Below are 21,162 nucleotides of genomic sequence, written 5' to 3' on the forward strand. Positions count from 1 at the left end.
CCAGACAGGATCGAGACGAAATTAGCCAATACTGCCATCCTATTGCCCCAACCGTTCGAGCAGGATGGGCACGTGCACCTGGTCGGATTTGTAGTTGCCGGTCAGCATGTACATCATGATGTTGACGCCGGCGCGCAGCGCATAGATGCGCTGCATCGGATCCGATGGCACGGTCGGCAAAAGCGGGTCACCATTCCCGTCGACGGCCCAGGCGCCGGCAAAATCATTGGCGGTGATCAGGATCGGCGAGACGCCGTCGCCGACGCGTACCGGCCGATTCTCGGCATTGCTGGCCTCGAGCGAGGCTTCCACCCAGAGCGGGCTGCCGGAGAAGCGGCCGGGAAATTCGGGCAGGATGAAGAAGGATTTGGTCAGCACATGGTCGGCGGGCACCGGCTCCAGGGGCGGCACGTTGAGATTGCCGAGAATGTCGCGCAACCGTTCCGTCGCCGGGCTCGCCGAATCCGCACCGATGCCGTTGGCGAACTGGTCGCGCGTGTCGAACAGCACCGTGCCGCCCTGCTGCATATAGGCGTCGATGCGGGCGATCGCGGCTTGGCTCGGCATCGGCGCGGAAGGATCGATCGGCCAGTAGATCAGCGGATAGAAGGAAAGCTCGTCCTTCGAGATATCGACGCCCGCCGGCGCGCCCGGCTCGAGCGCGGTCTTCTCGATCAGGAAGCGGGTCAGGCCTTCGAGCCCGGCGCGGCTGATCGAATCGTCACCGGGCACACCGGTCAGCACATAGGCGATGCGGGTCTTGGCAATATCCTCGATTGCCGCGGCATCGCCGGGCTTGGCGTCGTCGGCGTGGGCGAGGTCGGCATGGCCAAACAGCATGCCGAGGCCAAGCAGCAGCGCAGCCGTCGTTGCTGCGGCCGATCGGCCGCGGCGCGGTCGGCGCGACATCAGCCCGCCCATCCAGAACACCGCCAGCGTGTCGAGCAGCATAAGCGCAAGTGCCGCTGTGACCAGCGATCCCTTGAGGTCGCGCGATTCATCGAAAGCGTACTGGATATTGGTCACCGGCACTGTGAATTGCGGGCGCACCAGCGGCGCGAAGGCGGTGGCCGGTTCGAGCAGATTGTGGGCGAAAACGCCGGTTTCCGAGCCGTAGAGGCCGGGCGGGTTCTCGAACGTCACCGGCAGCGTGCCGGCGCCGGGGACCAGCGGTCGCGCGTCCGGCGTCGGCGGCACCAAAGTGCCGTCGGCGGCTATCATGCGATAAGGTGCCAGCGACGTAGCAGCGGCTTCGGCGTTGGCAACCGCCGCACCCTGGTTGCGCGACAGCTGCACGATGCGCCGCAGCATCTCGACGAAGCTGCCGGAGATCGGCAGCGTCGACCATGTCGCTTCCGGGGTGATGTGGAACAGAACCAGCGTGCCCTTGCCCTTCTTCAACCCGGTCACCAGCGGGGTGCCATCGGCAAGGGTTGCCCAGGTGCGTTCGACGATGTCCGGCGTCGGTTCGGCCAGCACCTGCCGGCTCACCGTGACCTCGGCCGGCGGTGCGAGGTCGGCGAACGGGCCGTTCTTCGGGAATTCGGTCACCGCCTGCGGCGTCGTCCATGACAGCGCGCCGCCAAGCGAGCGCTCGCCGGTGCGCAGCCTGACCGGCAACAGATCATCGTCATTGCCGGCGGCGGCCAGCCGCGAACCGGCAAAGCGCACCAGCGTGCCGCCATTGTCGACCCAGTCGACCAGCCGCTGATGGACCTGCGGCGGAATGGTACCGATATCGGCCATGACGATCATCGCCGGCTTCTGGTCGAGAAGCTGCGGGATGGCGTCGGCGAGATCGACGCTCGACGGTTCGACCAGATCGGCGAAAGGCTGCAGCGCGCGCCTGATGTAATAGAGCGGCGACAGAAGCGGCTGCGCCTGGTCGGCCTCGGCCTGCGATAAAAGTCCGACGCGGCGGCGCTTGGAGCTTTCGTCGAGCACGCGCACCGCACCTGCCTGGCGTTCGCCGTCGAGCGCGATCGAGGCGAAGTCGTTGCGCAGTTCGAACGGCACCGCCATCGTGCCGCTGGCGGTAGTCTCACCCGGCGCGAAGGTCAGCGTCGCGTCGGCGATGCGGCGGCCCTTGTCGTCGAAGGCGCCGGCGGTGACTTGTGCCGGCGCCGGGTCGCCGGGCGCGCGGATGGCGGTCAGGGCGAAGCCGTCGACCTGATTTTCGGCGCCAGTGAGCCCAGTCAGCGCCAGCCGGTCGGAATTGGCCCAGACGACACGGGCGGCATTTTTCGACAGCAGTGTGTTGAAGGCGGCCTCGTCGCCCTTTGCCGCAAGGCCGTCGGCGAGAACGGCAACGCTGGCGCCGGGCAAGGTTTCCAGCACGCCGGCGACGCGGGCATAGACGGCGGGTCGGTCGGTTGGGATCGGCCTCGGCTTGGCGGCGCGCAGCCGGTCGAGGGCAGCCGCGGCATCGAAGGGGCCGATCTCGGCGTTCGGCTTTTCGGCGGTGAAGGCGATGACGACCGGTACGCCGTTCGAACCGGCATCGGCGATCAGCCGCTGGGCGGTGGCGACGCGCTTGCCCCAGTCGGCGGCACTCGCCCAGTCATTGTCGATGACGAGCGCCAGGGCGGCGCCCTCGGCCGGCAATTTTTCGCGCGGATTGAAAACGGGTTCGGCTAATGCCGCGACGACAAGGGCTGCCATCAACAGCCGCAGCAGCGTCAGCCACCACGGGCTCTGCTGCGGCGTTTCCTCGCGCTTCAGCACGCGAGCGAGGATCTTCAGCGGCGGAAACATTTCGGACTGCGGCTTGGGCGGTGTGAGCCTGAGCAGCCACCAGATCACCGGCAGCGCGAGCAGGCCCCACAACACCATGGGAGCGCCAAAGGAGAGCGGCAGCCAGCTCATGCGCCGGCCCTTCCCACGAATGCGCCATCGGCGGTCATCGCCATGTGGATGCGCACCAGCGCCTCGGAAGCGAGGCGATCGGTGTGGTTGACGGTGTAGCTCCAGCCGAGGCGCTTGCACCAGCTGGCCATCTCCTGGCGGCGGGCGGTGTAGAGCAGGCGGTATTCGTCGCCGAGCATTTCGGCGCGGCCGGCGGTCAACTTGTCGCCGGTCTCGGGATCGGTGAATTCGGTGCGGCCGGCATAAGGAAAGGTCTCCTCCGCCGGATCGGCAACCTCGATCAGATGCGCACGCACGCCATGCCGCGCCAGCACATCGAGCCATTCCATGGTCTCCTCGACCGGGTCGAGGAAATCGCTCACGACGACGATGTCGCAGAAGCGGCGGATGGCGGACAGGTCAGGCTTTGCTGGCAGGTCCGCGGCGTGCATCAATTGCGCTGCGATGCGCTCGGCGCCGTTGCGGGCGGTGAACGGATCTGTCAGGCCGGGCCATGCGATGCGCTCGCCGCTGCGAGATAGCAATTCGGCCATGGCCAGTGCCAGCACCAGCGCGCGCGATTCCTTGGAAACGCTGGCGCCAGTCGATTTGTAGAGCATGGAGGGCGATGGGTCGGCCCAAAGCCACACCGTGTGGGCTGCTTCCCATTCGCGGTCGCGCACATAGGTGTGGTCGTCCCGGGCCGAACGGCGCCAGTCGATGCGCGAGGAATCGCCTTCGACATAGGGGCGGAACTGCCAGAAATTCTCGCCGATGCCGCGCTTGCGGCGGCCATGCCAGCCGGCAATTACCGTATTGACGATACGGCGTGCCTCGACCAGCAGGTCCGGCACCAGCGAAGCCCGCAACCGGCCCCTGGCGAGCGCGTCGCGCGTCGCTGCCGGTGCCTGGACTTCGCCGATACGTGCCATCAGATTCCTTTGGCCAGTTTCGCCACCACGTCGCGCACAGTCGTGCCCTCGGCGCGGGCGGCAAAGGTCAGCGCCATGCGGTGCTGCAGCACCGGTTCGGCCAGCGCGCGGATGTCGTCCACCGACGGCGCCAGCCGCCCGTCATAAAGCGCGCGCGCACGGGCGCACAGCGTCAGCGCCTGGCTGGCGCGCGGGCCGGGACCCCAGGCGACATGCTTGTCGGTCTCGGCATTGCCCTGGCCGGGACGCGCCGAACGCACCAGTTTGAGGATGGCGTCGACGACGCTTTCGGGCACCGGCATACGGCGGATCAGCGTCTGGATTTCCCTCAGCCGCGCCGGCTGCAGCACGTTTTGCGCCTTGGCGTCCTCGATGCCGGTGGTTTCGAGCAGGATGCGCCGCTCGGCCTCGATTTCGGGATAAAGGATGTCGACCTGCATCAGGAAGCGGTCGAGCTGCGCTTCGGGCAGGGGATAGGTGCCTTCCTGCTCCAGCGGGTTTTGCGTCGCCAGTACATGGAAGGGCGCGGGCAGGTCGTGGCGAATGCCGGCGATGGTGACGTGATATTCCTGCATCGCCTGCAGCAGCGCCGACTGGGTGCGCGGCGAGGCGCGGTTGATCTCGTCGGCCATCAGCAATTGCGCGAAGATCGGGCCGGAGATGAAGCGGAAGGAGCGCTTGCCGGCCTCGTCCTGTTCCATCACCTCTGAGCCGAGAATGTCCGACGGCATCAGGTCGGGTGTGAACTGGATGCGGCGCGAATCGAGGCCGAGCACGACACCGAGCGTTTCGACCAGCTTGGTCTTGGCAAGGCCGGGCACGCCGACCAGCAGCGCATGGCCGCCGGCAAGCAGCGCCACCAGCGTGCGCTCGACCACCACTTCCTGGCCGAAAATGACGCGGCCGACGCCGTCGCGCACCCTGGAAATATCGGCCAGCGCCGTCTCGGCCTGGGCGATCATGTCCTTTTCGCTGATTGGGCTTTCCTTGACCATTACGCTCATGCCGCATCGATCCTTGTGCTGGAAGTACCGGCTTGCACTGTAGAGCCTTAGAATGCCGCGATTCGGCTTCGCCTGGCGCCTACGAATGAATTTAAATCACAGACTTAGGCTGACAAGCGGAACAACAGTGACTATTTCGTGACCATGACGGAACGCTCCGAACATCGCGAACACAGCCTTGCTGCCGCAACCGAGGCGCGCGGTCTCGAAGCGTTGATCTCGCGTGCGGCTCGCGCCGGCAAGGGCGCGGCGCCGGTGGAGCGCTGGAATCCCGACTTTTGCGGCGATCTCGACATGGAGATCAAACAAGACGGAACGTGGTTCTATCTCGGCACGCCGATCGGCCGCATGCCGCTGGTGCAGCTGTTTTCCAGCGTGCTGCGCAAGGACGAGGATGGCAGGACCTATCTGGTGACGCCGGTCGAACGGGTCGGCATCCGCGTCGTGGACGCGCCTTTCATCGCGGTTGAAATGGATGTTTCCGGCGCCGGCGCCGAGCAGACCATCACTTTCCGCACCAATGTCGGCGATGTCGTCGAGGCCGGACCTGGCCATCCGCTGCGCTTCGTCGACGAGAACGAGACCGGCGGCCTGAAGCCCTATGTGCTGGTGCGCGGGAGGCTGGAAGCGCTGGTGGCGCGGCCGGTGATGTACGAACTGGTCGAGCATGGCGAGGAGATCGATATCGGCGGCAAGACGATGTTTGCCGTGCGCTCGAAAGGCGAAATCTATCCGATCATGCCGGCGGAAAAACTGAAGCGGCTGAGCGCATGATGGATCAGGTGAGGCCGCCGCCGTTTTCCACAGCGGATTTTCGCGCGCGGGTCGCGGCGCAAGCTGAAGTCCATGCCGGCGACGATTATGGCGATCATCGCTTCAACCCCGGCCATCCACGGTTGACGCAGCTCAAAGCGCTGCGCGACGCCGCGGTGCTGATCCCGGTCGTCGATCATGGACGCGATGCGACCGTGCTTTTGACCAAGCGGGCGGAAAAACTGCGCAGCCATTCCGGGCAGGTGGCTTTTCCCGGCGGCACCATTGATCCCACCGATGCGACCCCGGAAGCAGCGGCCTTGCGCGAAACCTTCGAGGAGATCGGGCTCGGCCAGGACCGCATTGAGATCATCGGCCGCATGCCCGATTATGTCGCCGGCAGCGGCTATCGCATCGCCCCGGTGCTGGCGATCGTCGAGCCCGGTTTTACGCTGTCGCTCAATTCCGACGAGGTCGACGCCGCCTTCGAAGTGCCGCTTTCGTTCCTGATGGATCCGGCCAACCACACCAGGGACAGCCGCATGTGGAACGACCTGGAATGGTTCTTCTACGATATGCCCTATGGCGGCCAGCGCATCTGGGGCGTCACTGCCGGCATCATCCGCACGCTCTATGAAAGGCTCTATGCTTGAGTGATCCGATATCGCTGGCGGGCAAGGCCGACTGGCTGGGTGAAAAGCATCTGCAGCGGCTGCTTGCCGTGCTGGCGCAAGGCGGCGAGGAAGCTCGCATCGCGGGCGGCGCGGTGCGCAATGCACTGATTGGGCAGCCGGTCGCCGATATCGACGTTGCTACCACTTGCCTGCCCGAGGAAACCGTTCGCCGCGCCGAGGCGGCGGGCTTCAAGGCGGTGCCGACCGGCATTGAGCACGGCACGATCACGGTGATTGCCGGCGGCGCGCCCTATGAGGTCACAACGCTGCGCGCCGACATCGAGACCGATGGCCGCCGCGCCAAAGTGTCGTTCGGCCGCGACTGGAAGGCCGACGCCGAACGGCGCGATTTCACCATCAACGCGCTCTATGCGGAGGCTGACGGGACGGTGGTCGACCTGGTTGGCGGCGTCGGCGATATCGAGGCACGAAGGCTGCGCTTCATTGGCGATGCCGAGCAGCGGATCCGCGAAGACTATCTGCGCATCCTGCGTTTCTTCCGCTTTTTCGCCTGGTATGGCGAGGGTCGGCCCGATGCCGAGGGATTGAAGGCCTGCGCCCGGCTCAAGGACGGTCTCGCCCATCTCTCGGCCGAACGCATCTGGTCCGAGCTGAAGAAGTTGTTATCGGCCCCAGATCCGTCGCGCGCCTTGCTGTGGATGCGCCAGGCCGGCGTGCTCACCAGCGCCCTGCCGGAAAGCGAGAAATGGGGCATCGATGCCATTCATGGGCTGACCAAGACAGAAAAGGATCTGGGCTGGGCGCCGGACCCGCTGCTCAGGCTGGAGGCGATCGTGCCGCCCGATGCGGCGAGGATGAAGACACTGGCCGAGCGGCTGAAACTTTCGACCACTGAGGCGGAGCGCCTGCGCCACTGGGCGCTGACGGCTGCCGTCGAGCCCAAGACAAGCGAAGCGGAACTGGCCAAGAAACTCTATTCCGGCGAGCGCCAGGGTTTTCTCGATCGCGTGCGGCTGTCGCTGGCGTCGGCGCGAGCGCGGGCTCTCGAGGACAATGACGCGCTGGTTCAGGCCGGCGGGTTTTCGCGCCTGCTCGCTTTTGCGCTGAAATGGGAAAAACCGGTGTTCCCAGTCAAGGGCGGCGATCTGACGGCGCTTGGCGCGTCGCCGGGGCCAATACTCGGTGCGATCCTGAAAAACCTGGAAAAGGAATGGATCGGGTCCGGCTTTGCGCTCGATCGCGACGCGCTGCTGGAGCGCGCCGCGGAAGCCTTGAAGGCCAGATAGGACTGCTCAGGCCGCGTCGCGAACTTTCTCGATGCGCGAGCGGATCGCCTCGATCATCGTCTCGCGAATGACCGTTTCGCCATGTGTCTCGCGCATATGGTCGACGGCGCGGCGCATGACCTCGGCTTCCTCACCGGCACGCGTGTGCCACTCACAGCCGGGAACCAGCGAGCCGCAATGGAATTCCTTCATGGGATTTTCTCCTTTCCTCCTTGGAGCCTGTGCCTCTCATGGGCACACGAAGCTCCGCCATCTCTGTTCCGCGCCCTGTCACAGCAGTCGGTTTCGGGGGCACGCACGGGGGAGCTAGCATAACACGGTTCGACCATTTTGGTTGCCGTGGGTGCGAAAAGGGCGGAGCAGCGCTGCTCCGCCCCCTCTTGCCAGGCTAAGCCAAGGCGAGACCGTTCGGTCTTGTCCCGGTCACTTCACGATCTTGACGGACTCGGCAACCTTGTTCTTGCCGCTCATGTCCCAGGAAACGCGGACCTTTTCGCCGGCCTTCAGGCCAGGATCCTTGAAGGTCTTGGGCAGCGTAAAGGTCGATCCATCGTCCAGAACGAGGCTCATGGCCGTGCCATCATAGGTCTTGACCGTGCCCGTGGTGTGCTTGACCGCGGCAAAGGCAATCGAGCCGGAAGCGAGAAGGGCAGCGGCGGCTGCCGAAACAATGAGCTTTCGCATGTAATACTCCTGGAAATGCGGGCATCCGTTTGGAAAATGCTCCGCCTTGTTCAGGGCCGTCCGGTAGCGTCGTGTCGCGGTTCGGGACTGAACCGCCGGCGCTTCCCGGCCCGAAACGACAAATAGTCGTTTTATTTCAATTGCCTATTAGACGAAAAAGATAATGGCGATGCCACATTGGCTGCCCAGATTCGGCGAATGGGACGTCAATGCGGCTCACGTTTCGCTCACCGATTTTTTACGGCCACCTGACCTCCGGCGGCAGGCTGGACAGGATCGAAGCGACATTGCCGCCGGTCTTCAGGCCGAAGATGGTGCCGCGATCGTGAAGAAGGTTGAATTCGACGTAACGGCCGCGGCGAATGAGCTGCTCGTCGCGGTCGTCGTCGGTCCAGTTCTCGTTGAAATGGGCGCGAACCAGGTGTCCGTAGACGACAAGGAAAGAACGCCCGACATCCTGGACGAAGTTCAAATCGGCATTCCAGCCGCCTTTCTCCTCCCCCGAATGCAGCCAGTCGAAAAAGATGCCGCCGACGCCGCGCGGCTCGTGGCGGTGCGGCAGATAGAAATACTCGTCGCACCAGGCCTTGAACTTCGGGTGGTCGGCGACCGCGGCATTCTTCTCGCAGGCGAACTGCATGGCTCGATGGAAGGCGACCGTGTCGGGGTGATCTTCCGTGCGGTTGCGGTCGAGCACCGGCGTCAGATCGGCGCCGCCGCCAAACCAGTGGCGCGACGTCACGACCATGCGGGTGTTCATGTGCACGGCCGGCACGTTGGGGTTCCAGGGATGCGCGATCAACGAAATGCCTGATGCCCAGAAGCTCGGGTCTTCCTCGGCGCCGGGCATCTGCTTCCTGAATTCGGGCGAGAATTCGCCATAGACGGTCGAAGTATGGACGCCGACCTTCTCGAAGACGCGGCCCCGCATCATCGACATGGTGCCGCCGCCGCCCTTTCCATTGTCGCGTTCCCACGGCGTCTTTTCGAAGCGGCCGGGCGACCATTCGGCCAGTGGTCCCTGCAGTTCCTGTTCGATCTGCTCGAAGGTTGTGCAAACGCGCTCACGCAGCGTCTCGAACCAGAGCCTGGCCTTCATCTTCTTCTGTTCGATGTCGGCTGGCAGGCCTGCCGGTATTTCTGGTCGTTCCAAAATGCTGTCTCCGGTCGCAGCCGACAAAGGACCTAGTGGAGTGAATTTGACATTTGCAGACAGCGTGGCGCAGGGCACGACGCAAATGTCAAATTCGAAAACTCTACTAGAAACATAAACTTGCTAGTGGTCCTTGTGATTCCAACATTCGCAACGGCGCTTGGGGATTAGGGAGGCGAATGTTGGAATCGGACCACTAGCCTTTTCCGGGCGCGATCCCTAATCTCTTAGGGGCAAGGGTCAAGTGTCATCTGTTCGGCCCAGGAGTTCTTTCATGCGCACGCCGGCAAGACCGCCGCTGCATGGCCTGAAGAAAAGGCTCGATCGTTCACGCGCCGAGCGCGAGCGCATGCCGCGTGACGGGTTTTTGCGGGAGACCTTTGTCTTGCCGCGCCCCGATGCGCGGCTCAAAGCCAAGGAATGGTTCGAACGCTTTCCCAAGCAGGCCTACTGGACCGAGATCGAAAGCTGGTTCGAACGGCCGGGCGATGTCATAGAATTCACGATACGGCGGCTGCCGGCGGCGGATTAGGATCCCACCAGCAGTCGCCTTGCGCCCGGCCCTTGCGCACTCAAGCGATCTTCCCTGTTTCGCAGCGGGCATTTTTCGATCGACATGCAGCCGCAGCCGATGCAGTCGGTCAGGCCGTCGCGCAGCTTCTTTAGCTGAGTGATCTTGCGATCGAGGTCGTCGCGCCAGCCGGTCGACAACAGGTTCCAGTCCTCGCGCGTCGGGGTGCGGCCTTCTGGGAGCGATTCAAGTGCGGCGCCGATCTCGGCCAGCGAAATGCCGACCTCCTGGGCGATCCGGATGATCGCCACCCGCCGCAGCACGTCGCGGCCGTAGCGCCGCTGGTTGCCCGACGTGCGGTGGCTGCGGATCAGCCCGCGCGCCTCGTAGAAATGCAGCGCCGACACCGCCACGCCGCTGCGCATCGCCAACTGGCCGACCGTTAATTCCTTTACCGGAGCCATCTCGATTTTCCGCTTGACCTCAACTTAAGTTGAGCTTGTAGCCAGGAAACGTCGATAGGGCAATTGAGGAGAAGGCGATGTGCGCCTGGGTGAGAATGATGCAAGACGCAACGGCCGTTGGCGATGACGACAACGCGCTGAAGGGTCTAGCCGAGCTGCCGGATGGCTTCACCGGCGACCATGGCGACCGACAGCGCGACGTTGATGCTGCGCGTGCCCGGCTGCATCGGGATCGTCAGCCGCGCATCCGCCGCCTGATGGACAGGATCCGGCACGCCGGCGGATTCGCGGCCGAACAGCAGGATGTCGCCTTGGGCGAAGCTGAAGCCCGCATAGGGGGTCGCGGCTTTGGTGGTGAGCAGCACCAGCCGGCAGGCTTCGCCCTTGCGCCAATCCTCGAAGGCGTTCCAGTCGACATGGCGGGTCAGGGCAGCCATTTCGAGGTAGTCCATCCCGGCGCGCTTGAGCGCTTTGTCGGAGAGCGGAAACCCGGCTGGTTCGATGATGTCGACGCCAAGGCCGAGGCAGGCGGCGAAGCGCAGGATAGTTCCGGTGTTGCCGGCGATGTCAGGCTGGTAGAGGGCGATGCGGAGACGGTGGTTCATTTCCGCGTCTTTCTAATAAGTGGCAGATCGGCCACAGCGGGTGGCTGGTTTTGGAAATTGCTGGACCTGCGGGTGGCCATTTTCTGCGAAGTCGATTATACCGCACGCATTGTCAACCCGAACCGATGGAGGGGTATTTCATGATGACCATGCACATCCAGCGCCCCTCCCGTGGGCTTACCTGCCTTCCGGCGGTTTCGGTACGACGATTTACCTGATTTTTTAGATCTGATCGCACCGATTCCCGCCGAACCCAATTTTCGGCTCTCGAAGGAATCCTGCGATGTTTTTCAACCGGTTAAAGGGGCCAAGCGCCCCAGCTGAGCATGTCGCGACCGAGGCCTATCCTCGTGTCTCGACGGATGCAATCCGTGCCTCCGGCCGAATGCCGGCGCATGACATTGCTTCGCCTTTTTATGTCTATTTTCACACGGAGGACGGACCGATGTTCGATCCCTATAAGATACCTGGTTCAAGAAGCCTGCACGAACGCAAGACGGCGACCTGGGCGTTGCTGGTCGGCGAGACCTATTCGTCGGCGGTTCATGCCGAGACGCGCCGGCGTCCGCATCGCGGCATGTTGCCTGATGTCGATTTCTCGCGTGCGGTTCCCGACCACAGCCGGCCGTCGCTGGTGCGCCGGATCATCCGGCTGATCCGGCCGGGCGCGAAAAACCGGACTGCTGGCGGCGTGCCGTCAGCTCAGTCGAAGGCTTCTGTCGGTGAAAAGCCCGCAAGTCCCTATATTGCGCGAAGCAGGACCGATGGCCCGGGTGATTCCGGGCCGTCGGTCCCCGCCGACGTACGGTCTGGGGACGCGGAGCGCCCCGGGGATTTTTCCCGCGCCGCATGAGCGGACAAAAGTTTTGTGAGCATCACTATGTTTAGCTGGTTTGAAAGAAGGCTCGATCCGTTCCCCGCAGCGGAACCGGTCGAGCCGCCGAAGACGCTGGTTGCCTTCTGCGTGCACTATACGCGCGGCGCCTGGCCATACATCATCGTCGACGCGGTGCTGGTGACGGCGATTGCCATCGCGGAAGTGTGGATGTTCGGCTTCATGGGCCACATCGTCGACTGGCTGTCCGGGCAGAACCGCGAAACCTTCCTGCAGACCGAGAGCTGGAAGCTCGCCGGCATGGCCTTCGTCGTGCTGTTCGCGCTGCCAGGTACAGTATGGCTGCATTCTTTGCTCAACCAGCAGACGCTGATGGGCAACTACCCCATGCGCATCCGATGGCAGGTGCATCGTTATCTCTTGAAGCAGTCGATGAGCTTCTACCAGGACGAATTCGCCGGCCGCATCGCCACCAAGCTGATGCAGACGGCACTCGCCGTGCGCGAATGCGTCATCAAGGTGATCGAGGTGGTCAATTACGTCATCGTCTACTTCCTCGGCATGCTGTTCATCGTCGGGTCGGCCGACTTGCGGCTGGCGGCACCTCTCGGCGTCTGGCTGCTCGGCTATATCGGGTTGTTGCGCTATATCATCCCGAAGCTGGGCAAGGTCGGCGAGGCGCAGGCCAATGCGCGCTCGACGATGACCGGCCGCGTCGTCGACAGCTACACCAACATCCAGACGGTCAAGTTGTTTTCCCATGCACGGCGCGAAGCAACGTTCGCGAGAGAAGGCATGGCAGGCTTCCTTGACACGGTCTACCGGTCGATGCGGCTGGTGACGGTGCTTTACGGCCTGCTCTATATCCTCAACGCGCTGCTCCTGTTTTCGGTGACGGCGCTTGCGCTGTGGCTGTGGCTCGGCCAGGCGGTGACGATCGGTGCCGTCGCCGTGGTCATCGGCCTCGTGCTCCGTATGTGGGGCATGTCGCAGTGGATCATGTGGGAAATGTCGAGCCTGTTCGAGAACATCGGCACGGTGCAAGACGGCATCGCCTCGATCTCGCTGCCGCGCCTGGTCGAAGACCGGCCGGGGGCGAAGGACATTGCCGTCACCAAGGGCGAGATCCGCTTCGACGACATTCGTTTCCACTATGGCAAGCAGAAGGGCGTCATCGAGAACCTGTCGCTGACGGTGAAGCCCGGCGAGAAAGTCGGCATTGTCGGGCGCTCGGGTGCGGGCAAGTCGACGCTGGTCAATCTCCTGTTGCGGTTCTACGACCTCGAGAACGGCCGGATCCTGATCGACGGCCAGGAGATCGCTTCGGTGACGCAGGATTCGCTGCGCGCGCAGATCGGCATGGTGACGCAGGACACTTCGCTGCTGCATCGTTCGGTGCGCGACAACATTCTTTACGGGCGGCCCGATGCGACGGAGGAAATGCTTGTCGAGGCAGCCGGGCGGGCCGAGGCGCTGGAGTTTATCGGCAGGCTTTCGGATCACACCGGACGTAAAGGGCTCGACGCTCATGTCGGCGACCGCGGCGTCAAATTGTCCGGCGGCCAGCGGCAACGCATCGCCATTGCTCGCGTTATGTTGAAGGACGCACCGATACTTATCCTTGACGAAGCGACGTCGGCGCTGGATTCCGAAGCCGAGGCCGCCATCCAGGAGAATCTCTACAAGCTCATGCAAGGCAAGACCGTCATCGCCATTGCGCACCGGCTGTCGACCATCGCGGCGATGGACAGGCTCGTCGTCCTCGACAAGGGCCGTGTCATCGAGGAGGGGTCGCACGAGGAACTCGTCGCCAGCGGCGGGCTCTACGCGCAGCTCTGGCAGCGCCAGTCGGGCGGGTTCCTGCTCGATGACGGTCCGGTCGATGCCGCCAATGACGCTGTTGCCAACGACATCGGCGTGAAGGGTGAAGCCGCAGAGTGATGACGTCAGCATGATGACAGCCGTCTATCGCTGGTTCGAGGACTGGGTCTATCCGTTCAGGGAGCCGGCGGACCTTCGGCCACCGTCAAGCGTCGGCGGCTTCCTCTGGCACTATGTCGGCCAGGCGAAGTTCGCCTTCTTCGCCATGCTTGTCATCGGCGGCATCGCGCCGCTGATCGAGGCCGGGCTTTTCTACTTCGTCGGGCGGCTGGTCGATATTCTCGACCAGCTTCCTGGCGAGCGCAGCTGGCACGCGCTGTGGACCGCCGCCGGGCCTGAGCTTGTTTTCATGATCGTCGTGGTGGCGGTCATCCGCACCGTCGTCGTCGGCCTGTCGGCGCTGGTCAACGAACAGACGATCACGCCGGGCTTCTACAATCTGGTGCGCTGGCAGGCGCACCGGCACGTATCGCGCCAGTCCTACACCTTCTTCCAGAACGATTTCGCCGGCCGTATCGCGACAAAAGTCTGGCAGGCGGGGCAGGCGACCGGCGACCTGATGGAGAGCTTCATCGAGGTCATCTGGTTCATGCTCATCTATACGGTGACGACCTTGGCGCTGGTCGCCGGGCTGGATCTGCGCCTGGCCGTGCTGGTGGTGATCTGGATCCTCGCGTTCGCCTGGCTGGCCAAGCTCTATCTGCCCTCGATCCGCAGGCATGCCGAGGCCACGGCTGAAGCTGGCTCGATGATCAATGGGCGCATCATCGATTCCTATTCCAACGTGCAGACGCTGAAGCTATTCTCGGCCGACGGCGACGACCGCTACATCAAGAACGGCTTCGACATCTATCTCGATGCACTACGGCCCTTCACCCGCCGGCTGACCGGCGTGCGCATGGCGCTGACGACGCTGTCGGGCATCATGATCACCGCGATTGGCTGCTTTGCCGTCTATCTCTGGGTCGAAGGGTCGATCACCGTCGGCGCCGTCGCGTTCACGCTGTCGCTGGTCTTGCGGCTCAACATGCTGCTCGGGCGCGTGATGATGCAGCTCAACGGCATATTGCGAAATCTCGGCGTCCTGGAAAACTCCAAGGCGCTGATCTCGCAGCCGCTTGGCCTTGTCGATGCGCCGGATGCGAAAGAGCTTGTCGTCGCCGGCGGCCGCATCGAGGTGAAGAATGTCGAGTTCCACTACGGCAAGGGTTTTGGCGTGCTGAATGGCATCGACCTTGTGGTCAAGCCTGGCGAGAAGGTCGGGCTGGTCGGGCCGTCCGGTGCGGGCAAGACGACCTTAGCCAATCTCATCCTGCGCCTCTACGACCTCGAGAGCGGGAAAATCCTGATCGACGGGCAAGACGTCGCCGAGGTGACGCAGAACTCGCTGCGCGCCAATATCGGCGTGGTCAGCCAGGACACGGCGCTGTTCCACCGCTCGCTACGCGACAACATCAAGCTCGGCATGCCGGATGCAACTGACGCCGAGGTGATCGCGGCGGCGAAGAAGGCCGAGGCGCACGAGTTCATATTGGGCCTGCGCGACAACCGGGACCGTACCGGCTACGAGGCTTTTGTCGGCGAGCGCGGCGTGAAACTGTCGGGCGGCCAGCGCCAGCGCGTCGCGATCGCCCGCGTCTTCCTCAAGGATGCGCCGATCCTGATCCTCGACGAGGCGACCTCGGCGCTCGATTCCGACATCGAGGCGGCGATCCAGGAGAATCTGGCCAGGCTGATGGAGAACAAGACGGTCATCGCCATAGCGCACCGGCTGTCGACCATCGCCGCGCTCGACCGTCTTGTGGTGCTGGACGGAGGCCGCATCGTCGAACAGGGCACGCATGACGAGCTGGTGGCGCTCGACGGGCTCTATGCGCGGCTGTGGAAGCGGCAGTCCGGCGGCTTCCTCTACCACGAGGAAAGCGTGCTGGAAGAGACACGGCCGGCGGAGTAGGGCATGGCAGCGTCGCCTGATATCGGCTACGTCCTCAAGCGGCTGCGGCCAACCGCGCCGGCCTTCGATGCGCTGAAGGAGGAGAGCCGGCTGGAAGGCTACTGGATGCTGGTGCGGCTGGCGGATGGCTGGGCGGGCGGCCGCAACAAGTTCCTGAAACGAGGCGAGGCGCTGTTTGGTGCATGGCATGGCCGAGAACTCGCTGGTGTGTGCGGGTTGAACATCGATCCTTATTTCGAAGGCAGGGACCACGGCCGGGTCAGGCACCTGTTCGTCAGCGCGCGTCATCGCCGCAGCGGCATTGGCCGCATGCTGGTCGAGACCGTCATTGACAGGGCACGTCAGCATTTTGCCGTGCTGAACACCCGCGCGCCACAAGAAGCCTTTGGGTTCTATGAACGGCTTGGTTTCCAGCCGGTGGTGAGCGAAGAATTCGTCACGCACCGCATGATGCTCTCTCAAGACATAAAAGGAGGCTGAGATGTCACTGCGTCCGCCATCCCTAGGCGCCTCGGCTGCCGAAGCCGCGTTCGACGCCCTCGGCCATGAGATACTGGCTGAAAAGGCCGCAGCGCTCGGCCGTGCCGGCCAACGGGTCGAGGAAACGCTGGCCAAGCTCCGTCAGAACAACGGCGACGAGGAGCAGCGACCGCGGCTGCTCAAGGAGGCTGCCGCGGCGGTGCACGCCTATTTCATCCAGCGTGAACTCTGCGGCCTGCGCCGGCATGAGTCGGCCATCCGCGAATACGATATCCCAAGGGCCGTGCTGGTCAGGCTCGGTGCAAGCTAGAGGTCACCAGCCGGCAACAATCATTCCAGCCATTCGGTGATGAAGCTGCCGTTTTCGTGGATGTCGGTCGTTTCGAGCGGGCCTGGGCCAAGATTGGTGAATTTGTGCGGCGTATCGGGAGGGACGATCAGGATCTGGCCGGCCGTGGCCTCGATCTGCTGGTCGCCGATCGTGAACAGGCCGGTGCCTTGCCGGATGATGAAGATTTCACAATAGGGATGCGTGTGCAGGCGTGGGCCGCCGCCAATCTCTTCCTGATAGTTGAAAATCAGGCAGGAGTTGGAGCCGTAGGCGCCGCATTGCAGTTCGCCCTGCCAGCGGCCGGGCGTCCTGGTCCAGGTCTCGCGGTCGATAATATGTGCCATGCCGGCGAGACTAGACCACGGCAACCTGTCCTGTCGAGACAGGCGGGGAGCCTCGGATTTGCTGATATTTCCCTGTTGTTTAGCCGCCTTTGCCGACCTTTGGGCATCTGGCCAACTGACGCGCTGTTCTGTCCCCGCGACAATCTGCCCTTGTGGCTTCAGCCCGCTGGACAAAAACGGGCTTCACGCATAAACCGAAATCCAAATGCCGGAGGAATTCGCTAGCTTGTTCGCCATGCGCTGTCGGGCCGGCGCGATGGAGCGGGGACAAAGCTCGGCCGCCGGCTCGGAAGAGGCGAAAGGATCAGGCACCCGTGAGCGCAACCGACACCCAGGATCCCAACCGTCGTGATTTTCTCTACGTCGCCACCGGCATGGCCGCAGTCGTTGGCGCAGGCGCCGTTGCCTGGCCGTTCATCGACCAGATGCGCCCCGATGCCTCGACGCTGGCGCTCGCCTCGGTCGAGGTTGATGTCGCCTCGCTGACGCCTGGCATGTCGCTGATCGTCAAATGGCGCGGCAAGCCGGTCGTGGTGCGCAATCGCACCGAGCAGGAGATGAAGGACGGCGAAGCCGTGAACCTTGCCGATCTCAAGGATCCTATTGCCCGCAACGCCAATCTGCCCGCCGATGCGCCGGCGACCGATGCCAACCGCACCACGCCCGGCAAGGAAGCCTGGATGGTGATGGTGCAGGTCTGCACGCATCTGGGGTGCATTCCGCTTGGCCAGGAAGGCGATTTCGGCGGCTGGTTCTGCCCGTGCCACGGTTCGGTGTACGATACCGCCGGCCGCATCCGCAAAGGCCCGGCGCCGGAAAACATGGCCGTGCCGGTATTCAAGTTCATTTCCGATACCAAAATCCTTATCGGTTGAGGCAGGGGATAATTCGATGAGCGAGGGACACTCGACCTATACGCCCAAGACCGGTATCGAACGCTGGTTCGACGCTCGCATGCCGCTGCCGCGCATGGTCTATGACAGCTTCATCGCCTATCCGGTGCCGCGCAACCTCAACTATGCGTGGACCTTCGGCGGCATCCTCACGATCATGCTGGTGGCGCAGATCCTGACCGGTATCGTGCTCGCCATGCACTATACCGCTGACACCAATCTCGCCTTCAATTCGGTCGAGAAGATCATGCGCGACGTCAATTCGGGCTGGCTGTTGCGCTACATGCATTCCAACGGCGCCTCGTTCTTCTTCGTCGCGGTCTACATCCACATCTTCCGCGGGCTTTATTACGGCTCCTACAAGGCGCCGCGCGAGCTGCTGTGGATCCTCGGCTGCATCATCTACCTGCTGATGATGGCGACCGGTTTCATGGGCTATGTGCTGCCCTGGGGCCAGATGAGCTTCTGGGGCGCCACCGTCATTACCGGCTTCTTCAGCGCCATTCCGCTGGTCGGCAACTGGATCCAGGAACTGCTGCTCGGCGGTTTCGCCGTCGACAACCCGACGCTCAACCGCTTCTTTGCGCTGCACTATTTGCTGCCGTTCATGATAGCCGGCGTCGTCGTGCTGCACGTCTGGGCGCTGCATGTGGTCGGCCAGTCGAACCCGACCGGCATTGAGGTGAAATCGAAGACCGACACCGTTGCCTTTACGCCCTATGCGACCATCAAGGATGCATTCGGCATGATCGTGTTCCTGTTCTTCTTCGCCTATTTCGTCTTCTACCTGCCGAACTTTCTCGGCCATCCGGACAATTACACGATCGCCAACCCGCTGAAGACGCCGGCCCACATCGTGCCGGAATGGTACTTCCTGCCGTTCTACGCGATCCTGCGCGCGATCACCTTCAACATCGGGCCGATCAACTCCAAGCTCGGTGGCGTGCTGTGCATGTTCGGCGCCATCGTCATGCTGTTCCTGGTGCCGTGGCTCGACACCTCCAAGGTGCGCTCGGCGGTCTACCGGCCCTGGTACAAGCTGTTCTTCTGGCTGTTCGTCGCCGACGCTGTCCTGCTTGGTTGGCTTGGCTCGCAGCCGGCGGAAGGCGGCGGTCTGTTGACCCTCCTGATAGGTGAGGTCTCGGGCAACTATGTTGGCTACGCTCAAGCGGCGACACTGTTCTACTTCGCCTTCTTCCTCGTCATCCTGCCGGTGCTTGGCCTGATCGAGACGCCACGCAGACTGCCGAATTCGATCACCGAGGCGGTGCTGGAGAAGAACAAGGGTGCCGGAGGGGGACATCCGGCCGGTGCGACCGCGGCGCCGGAAACCAAAGGCTGAGTGAGAATCTAAGGGGATTTGGCATGAAAAAGATTCTCACCTCGCTCGCCCTGCTAGGCGTGTTTGCCGCTGGCATCGGAGCCGTCGGCAGTGTGGCGATCGCCGCTGAAGAGGCGCACAACGCGGCGGCACCGACGCATTTCCCGATCCACGAGCCGAAGGAGATGGACTGGACTTTTGCCGGTCCGTTCGGCACCTACGACAAGGCGCAGCTGCAGCGTGGCTTGAAGGTCTACAAGGAAGTCTGCTCGGCCTGCCACTCGATGAATTTGGTGGCGTTCCGCACGCTGGAGGACCTCGGCTATTCGGAAGCGCAGATCAAGTCCCTGTCGGCCGAGTACACCATCCATGATGGACCCAACGATGCCGGCGACATGTTCGACCGCCCGGGCAAGCCGTCCGACCATTTCCCGGCGCCGTTCGCCAATGAGGAGGCGGCTGCCGCTTCCAACGGCGGCGCTGCCCCACCGGATATGTCGCTGCTGGCCAAGGCGCGCGGCGTCGAGCGCGGCTTCCCGCGCTTCGTCTTCGACATCTTCACGCAATATGCGCAGGGCGGCCCGGACTACATCCATTCGCTGCTGACCGGCTACGACGAGACGCCACCTGCCGGCATGGTGATCCCCGAAGGCACCCACTACAATCCATACTTCATGTCCGGCGTGTCGCTGAAGATGCCCAAGCCGCTCTCCGACGGCCAGGTCACCTACGATGACGGTTCGCCGCAGACGATCGACCAGTATTCGCGCGACGTCTCGGCGTTCCTGATGTGGGCGGCCGAGCCGCATATGGAAGACCGCAAGAAGACCGGCTTCCGCGTGCTGGTGTTTCTGCTTCTGTTCGGGGCGCTGATGTATCTGACCAAGCGCAAGGTGTGGGAAGGCGTGGCGCACTAAGCCGCATCTTATTCCTCGGAAATGGAAAGGGCGTCTTCGGACGCCCTTTTTGCTTGCCAAACCGGACATGGTTCGCATCTTGGCGGAGCAGCCGTCCAGTAAGAAGTCCGTTGGCACGGCGCCATGCGATTGGTATTGCACGCGCGCCCGGCGGATCGCCGGCTAGAGGGGCATTTGGATCGATGATGCGGCTACGCGACTGTCACAACTTTTCCGATTTCCGGCGCATGGCCCAGCAGCGGTTGCCGGGGCCAATCTTCAACTACATCGATGGCGCGGCCGACGATGAGGTCACCTATCGCCGCAACACCGAGAGCTTCGAGCGCTGCGACCTCGTTCCCAACGTGCTGCGCGGGGTAAGCGAGATCGACATGTCGGTGACGGTGATGGGCCAGAAGCTGGCCATGCCCGTCTATTGCTCGCCGACCGCCTTGCAGCGGCTGTTCCATCATCAAGGCGAGCGCGCGGTGGCCAAGGCTTCGGCGAAATTCGGCACTATGTTTGGCGTGTCCTCGCTCGGCACGGTCAGTCTTGAGGAAGCGCGCAAGATCAGCAGCAGCCCGCAGGTCTACCAGTTCTATTTCCACCGGGATCGCGGCCTCAACCGGGCGATGATGCAGCGGGCGAAAGCGGTTGGCGTCGAAGTGATGATGCTGACCGTCGACAGCATCACCGGAGGCAACCGCGAGCGCGACAAGCGCACCGGCTTTGCCATCCCCTTCAAGCTCAACCTTGCCGGCATGCTGCAGTTCGCGCTGAAGCCGGGCTGGGCGATCAACTATTTCACCCATGAGGGGTTCAAGCTGCCGCAGCTCGACGAGCATGTCGACATGGGCGGCGGCACGATGTCGATCAGCCGCTACTTCACCGAGATGCTCGATCCGTCGATGACCTGGGACGATGTTGCCGAGATGGTCAGACTGTGGGGAGGTCCGTTCTGTCTCAAGGGCGTCATGTCGGTGGAGGATGCCAAGCGCGCCGTCGAGATCGGCTGCAGCGGCATTGTGCTGTCCAACCATGGCGGCCGGCAGCTGGACGGCTCGCGGGCGGCGTTCGACCAACTGGCCGAGATCGTCGATGCCGTCGGCGACAGAATAGACGTCATCATGGATGGCGGCGTGCAGCGCGGCACCCATGTGCTGAAGGCCCTGTCGCTTGGCGCCAAGGCTGTTGGCGTCGGCCGCTATTATCTGTTCCCGCTGGCGGCGGCCGGCCAGCCGGGCGTCGAGCGGGCGCTGGAGCAGATGCGGGTCGAGATCGAGCGCGGCATGAAGCTGATGGGCTGCAGTTCGATCGAACAATTGTCGCGCAACAACCTCCGTTTCAGGTAATCTC

Annotated in this window: 22 protein-coding genes; 13 read left to right on the forward strand and 9 right to left on the reverse strand. The window is 63.4% G+C overall.

The features are described from left to right. Positions 1 to 39: 39 nt before the first annotated feature. The 3 genes from NKI15_RS19140 to NKI15_RS19150 are packed head-to-tail and all read right to left on the reverse strand — an operon-like array spanning position 40 to position 4,780. A complete protein-coding gene (locus tag NKI15_RS19140; protein WP_023686149.1) occupies positions 40 to 2,865 on the reverse strand; it encodes a DUF4159 domain-containing protein in 2,826 nt (941 codons plus the stop codon). Then, positions 2,862 to 3,776, reverse strand: coding sequence for a DUF58 domain-containing protein (locus NKI15_RS19145; protein ID WP_023683683.1), 915 nt, complete (start codon positions 3,774 to 3,776; stop codon positions 2,862 to 2,864). The genes NKI15_RS19140 and NKI15_RS19145 overlap by 4 nt, the downstream gene beginning before the upstream one ends. After that, the gene (locus tag NKI15_RS19150; RefSeq protein ID WP_023670009.1) at positions 3,776 to 4,780 is read right to left on the reverse strand and encodes an AAA family ATPase; all 1,005 of its coding nucleotides are present in this window, start codon (positions 4,778 to 4,780) and stop codon (positions 3,776 to 3,778) included. The genes NKI15_RS19145 and NKI15_RS19150 overlap by 1 nt, the downstream gene beginning before the upstream one ends. A gap of 144 nt (positions 4,781 to 4,924) precedes the next feature. Between NKI15_RS19150 and NKI15_RS19155 the strand changes: the two genes are divergently transcribed. From NKI15_RS19155 to NKI15_RS19165, 3 genes are read left to right on the forward strand one after another with little or no spacing between them, the layout of a single operon-like run. Then, positions 4,925 to 5,554, forward strand: coding sequence for a DUF1285 domain-containing protein (locus NKI15_RS19155; protein WP_023670010.1), 630 nt, complete (start codon positions 4,925 to 4,927; stop codon positions 5,552 to 5,554). Further along, complete coding sequence (locus tag NKI15_RS19160) at positions 5,554 to 6,186, forward strand: CoA pyrophosphatase (RefSeq protein ID WP_023705920.1); 633 nt, start codon at positions 5,554 to 5,556, stop codon at positions 6,184 to 6,186. The genes NKI15_RS19155 and NKI15_RS19160 overlap by 1 nt, the downstream gene beginning before the upstream one ends. Then, the gene (locus tag NKI15_RS19165) at positions 6,183 to 7,454 is read left to right on the forward strand and encodes a CCA tRNA nucleotidyltransferase (protein ID WP_031195887.1); all 1,272 of its coding nucleotides are present in this window, start codon (positions 6,183 to 6,185) and stop codon (positions 7,452 to 7,454) included. Before NKI15_RS19160 ends, NKI15_RS19165 begins: the two co-directional genes overlap by 4 nt. Before the next feature lie 6 nt (positions 7,455 to 7,460). Here the strand turns inward: NKI15_RS19165 and NKI15_RS19170 are convergent, their stop codons facing one another. The 3 genes from NKI15_RS19170 to hemF all read right to left on the reverse strand — a co-directional run bounded on the left by NKI15_RS19170 (position 7,461) and on the right by hemF (position 9,291). Continuing rightward, positions 7,461 to 7,646: a DUF1059 domain-containing protein gene (locus tag NKI15_RS19170; RefSeq protein ID WP_023670013.1), complete on the reverse strand. Its 186-nt coding sequence runs from the start codon at positions 7,644 to 7,646 to the stop codon at positions 7,461 to 7,463. A 231-nt stretch (positions 7,647 to 7,877) separates the two neighbouring features. Beyond that, positions 7,878 to 8,138: a DUF1344 domain-containing protein gene (locus NKI15_RS19175; protein ID WP_023670014.1), complete on the reverse strand. Its 261-nt coding sequence runs from the start codon at positions 8,136 to 8,138 to the stop codon at positions 7,878 to 7,880. Between the two features lie 238 nt (positions 8,139 to 8,376). Then, positions 8,377 to 9,291 (reverse strand): oxygen-dependent coproporphyrinogen oxidase, encoded by a 915-nt coding sequence (hemF, locus tag NKI15_RS19180; protein ID WP_352886603.1) that lies wholly within the window; start codon positions 9,289 to 9,291, stop codon positions 8,377 to 8,379. Positions 9,292 to 9,565: 274 nt separating this feature from the next. Between hemF and NKI15_RS19185 the strand changes: the two genes are divergently transcribed. Beyond that, the gene (locus tag NKI15_RS19185) at positions 9,566 to 9,823 is read left to right on the forward strand and encodes a hypothetical protein (protein WP_023683688.1); all 258 of its coding nucleotides are present in this window, start codon (positions 9,566 to 9,568) and stop codon (positions 9,821 to 9,823) included. Here NKI15_RS19185 and soxR read toward each other — a convergent pair. Together soxR and NKI15_RS19195 are read right to left on the reverse strand one after the other, a co-directional pair. Then, on the reverse strand, positions 9,820 to 10,266 hold the full coding sequence (gene soxR / locus NKI15_RS19190) for a redox-sensitive transcriptional activator SoxR (protein ID WP_352886606.1): 447 nt from the start codon (positions 10,264 to 10,266) through the stop codon (positions 9,820 to 9,822). The two genes, NKI15_RS19185 and soxR, sit on opposite strands and share 4 nt — an antisense overlap. Positions 10,267 to 10,412: 146 nt before the next feature. Next, entirely contained in the window at positions 10,413 to 10,871 is a 459-nt protein-coding gene (locus NKI15_RS19195; protein ID WP_023814986.1) for a tRNA (cytidine(34)-2'-O)-methyltransferase, read from the reverse strand. Between the two features lie 445 nt (positions 10,872 to 11,316). Between NKI15_RS19195 and NKI15_RS19200 the strand changes: the two genes are divergently transcribed. The 5 genes from NKI15_RS19200 to NKI15_RS19220 are packed head-to-tail and all read left to right on the forward strand — an operon-like array spanning position 11,317 to position 16,331. After that, on the forward strand, positions 11,317 to 11,724 hold the full coding sequence (locus NKI15_RS19200; RefSeq protein WP_023744285.1) for a hypothetical protein: 408 nt from the start codon (positions 11,317 to 11,319) through the stop codon (positions 11,722 to 11,724). Between the two features lie 27 nt (positions 11,725 to 11,751). Then, positions 11,752 to 13,647, forward strand: coding sequence for an ABC transporter ATP-binding protein (locus tag NKI15_RS19205; RefSeq protein ID WP_352740677.1), 1,896 nt, complete (start codon positions 11,752 to 11,754; stop codon positions 13,645 to 13,647). Positions 13,648 to 13,657: 10 nt separating this feature from the next. Further along, positions 13,658 to 15,541: an ABC transporter ATP-binding protein gene (locus tag NKI15_RS19210; RefSeq protein ID WP_352886610.1), complete on the forward strand. Its 1,884-nt coding sequence runs from the start codon at positions 13,658 to 13,660 to the stop codon at positions 15,539 to 15,541. Positions 15,542 to 15,544: 3 nt separating this feature from the next. Further along, positions 15,545 to 16,021 carry a GNAT family N-acetyltransferase gene (locus NKI15_RS19215; protein ID WP_023733361.1) on the forward strand — a complete coding sequence of 159 codons (477 nt, stop codon included), beginning with the start codon at positions 15,545 to 15,547 and terminating at the stop codon, positions 16,019 to 16,021. Between the two features lies 1 nt (position 16,022). Next, positions 16,023 to 16,331, forward strand: coding sequence for a DUF6665 family protein (locus NKI15_RS19220; protein ID WP_023670023.1), 309 nt, complete (start codon positions 16,023 to 16,025; stop codon positions 16,329 to 16,331). A gap of 20 nt (positions 16,332 to 16,351) precedes the next feature. Here the strand turns inward: NKI15_RS19220 and NKI15_RS19225 are convergent, their stop codons facing one another. Then, the gene (locus tag NKI15_RS19225) at positions 16,352 to 16,696 is read right to left on the reverse strand and encodes a cupin domain-containing protein (protein ID WP_023724965.1); all 345 of its coding nucleotides are present in this window, start codon (positions 16,694 to 16,696) and stop codon (positions 16,352 to 16,354) included. Positions 16,697 to 17,010: 314 nt separating this feature from the next. Between NKI15_RS19225 and petA the strand changes: the two genes are divergently transcribed. From petA to NKI15_RS19245, 4 genes are all read left to right on the forward strand, one after another. After that, complete coding sequence (petA, locus tag NKI15_RS19230) at positions 17,011 to 17,571, forward strand: ubiquinol-cytochrome c reductase iron-sulfur subunit (RefSeq protein WP_023670027.1); 561 nt, start codon at positions 17,011 to 17,013, stop codon at positions 17,569 to 17,571. 16 nt (positions 17,572 to 17,587) lie between these two features. Next, complete coding sequence (locus NKI15_RS19235; RefSeq protein WP_023670028.1) at positions 17,588 to 18,931, forward strand: cytochrome b; 1,344 nt, start codon at positions 17,588 to 17,590, stop codon at positions 18,929 to 18,931. Positions 18,932 to 18,954: 23 nt separating this feature from the next. After that, complete coding sequence (locus NKI15_RS19240; protein WP_023670029.1) at positions 18,955 to 19,827, forward strand: cytochrome c1; 873 nt, start codon at positions 18,955 to 18,957, stop codon at positions 19,825 to 19,827. Between the two features lie 185 nt (positions 19,828 to 20,012). Beyond that, positions 20,013 to 21,158, forward strand: a complete 1,146-nt coding sequence (locus tag NKI15_RS19245) for an alpha-hydroxy acid oxidase (protein ID WP_023691587.1) — start codon at positions 20,013 to 20,015, stop codon at positions 21,156 to 21,158. Positions 21,159 to 21,162: the final 4 nt, after the last annotated feature.

It is taken from the genome of Mesorhizobium sp. M0862 (genome assembly GCF_040319795.1).
In the GTDB taxonomy this organism is placed as follows: domain Bacteria; phylum Pseudomonadota; class Alphaproteobacteria; order Rhizobiales; family Rhizobiaceae; genus Mesorhizobium.

Bases quoted from the DNA above. Each gene is read 5' to 3' on its own strand.
- NKI15_RS19140 (WP_023686149.1), bottom strand. From the start codon at position 2,865: ATGAGCTGGCTGCCGCTCTCCTTTGGCGCTCCCATGGTGTTGTGGGGC.
- NKI15_RS19145 (WP_023683683.1), bottom strand. From the start codon at position 3,776: ATGGCACGTATCGGCGAAGTCCAGGCACCGGCAGCGACGCGCGACGCG.
- NKI15_RS19150 (WP_023670009.1), bottom strand. From the start codon at position 4,780: ATGAGCGTAATGGTCAAGGAAAGCCCAATCAGCGAAAAGGACATGATC.
- NKI15_RS19155 (WP_023670010.1), top strand. From the start codon at position 4,925: ATGACGGAACGCTCCGAACATCGCGAACACAGCCTTGCTGCCGCAACC.
- NKI15_RS19160 (WP_023705920.1), top strand. From the start codon at position 5,554: ATGGATCAGGTGAGGCCGCCGCCGTTTTCCACAGCGGATTTTCGCGCG.
- NKI15_RS19170 (WP_023670013.1), bottom strand. From the start codon at position 7,646: ATGAAGGAATTCCATTGCGGCTCGCTGGTTCCCGGCTGTGAGTGGCAC.
- NKI15_RS19175 (WP_023670014.1), bottom strand. From the start codon at position 8,138: ATGCGAAAGCTCATTGTTTCGGCAGCCGCCGCTGCCCTTCTCGCTTCC.
- NKI15_RS19185 (WP_023683688.1), top strand. From the start codon at position 9,566: ATGCGCACGCCGGCAAGACCGCCGCTGCATGGCCTGAAGAAAAGGCTC.
- soxR (WP_352886606.1), bottom strand. From the start codon at position 10,266: ATGGCTCCGGTAAAGGAATTAACGGTCGGCCAGTTGGCGATGCGCAGC.
- NKI15_RS19195 (WP_023814986.1), bottom strand. From the start codon at position 10,871: ATGAACCACCGTCTCCGCATCGCCCTCTACCAGCCTGACATCGCCGGC.
- NKI15_RS19200 (WP_023744285.1), top strand. From the start codon at position 11,317: ATGTTCGATCCCTATAAGATACCTGGTTCAAGAAGCCTGCACGAACGC.
- NKI15_RS19205 (WP_352740677.1), top strand. From the start codon at position 11,752: ATGTTTAGCTGGTTTGAAAGAAGGCTCGATCCGTTCCCCGCAGCGGAA.
- NKI15_RS19210 (WP_352886610.1), top strand. From the start codon at position 13,658: ATGATGACAGCCGTCTATCGCTGGTTCGAGGACTGGGTCTATCCGTTC.
- NKI15_RS19215 (WP_023733361.1), top strand. From the start codon at position 15,545: ATGGCAGCGTCGCCTGATATCGGCTACGTCCTCAAGCGGCTGCGGCCA.
- NKI15_RS19220 (WP_023670023.1), top strand. From the start codon at position 16,023: ATGTCACTGCGTCCGCCATCCCTAGGCGCCTCGGCTGCCGAAGCCGCG.
- NKI15_RS19225 (WP_023724965.1), bottom strand. From the start codon at position 16,696: ATGGCACATATTATCGACCGCGAGACCTGGACCAGGACGCCCGGCCGC.
- NKI15_RS19235 (WP_023670028.1), top strand. From the start codon at position 17,588: ATGAGCGAGGGACACTCGACCTATACGCCCAAGACCGGTATCGAACGC.
- NKI15_RS19240 (WP_023670029.1), top strand. From the start codon at position 18,955: ATGAAAAAGATTCTCACCTCGCTCGCCCTGCTAGGCGTGTTTGCCGCT.
- NKI15_RS19245 (WP_023691587.1), top strand. From the start codon at position 20,013: ATGCGGCTACGCGACTGTCACAACTTTTCCGATTTCCGGCGCATGGCC.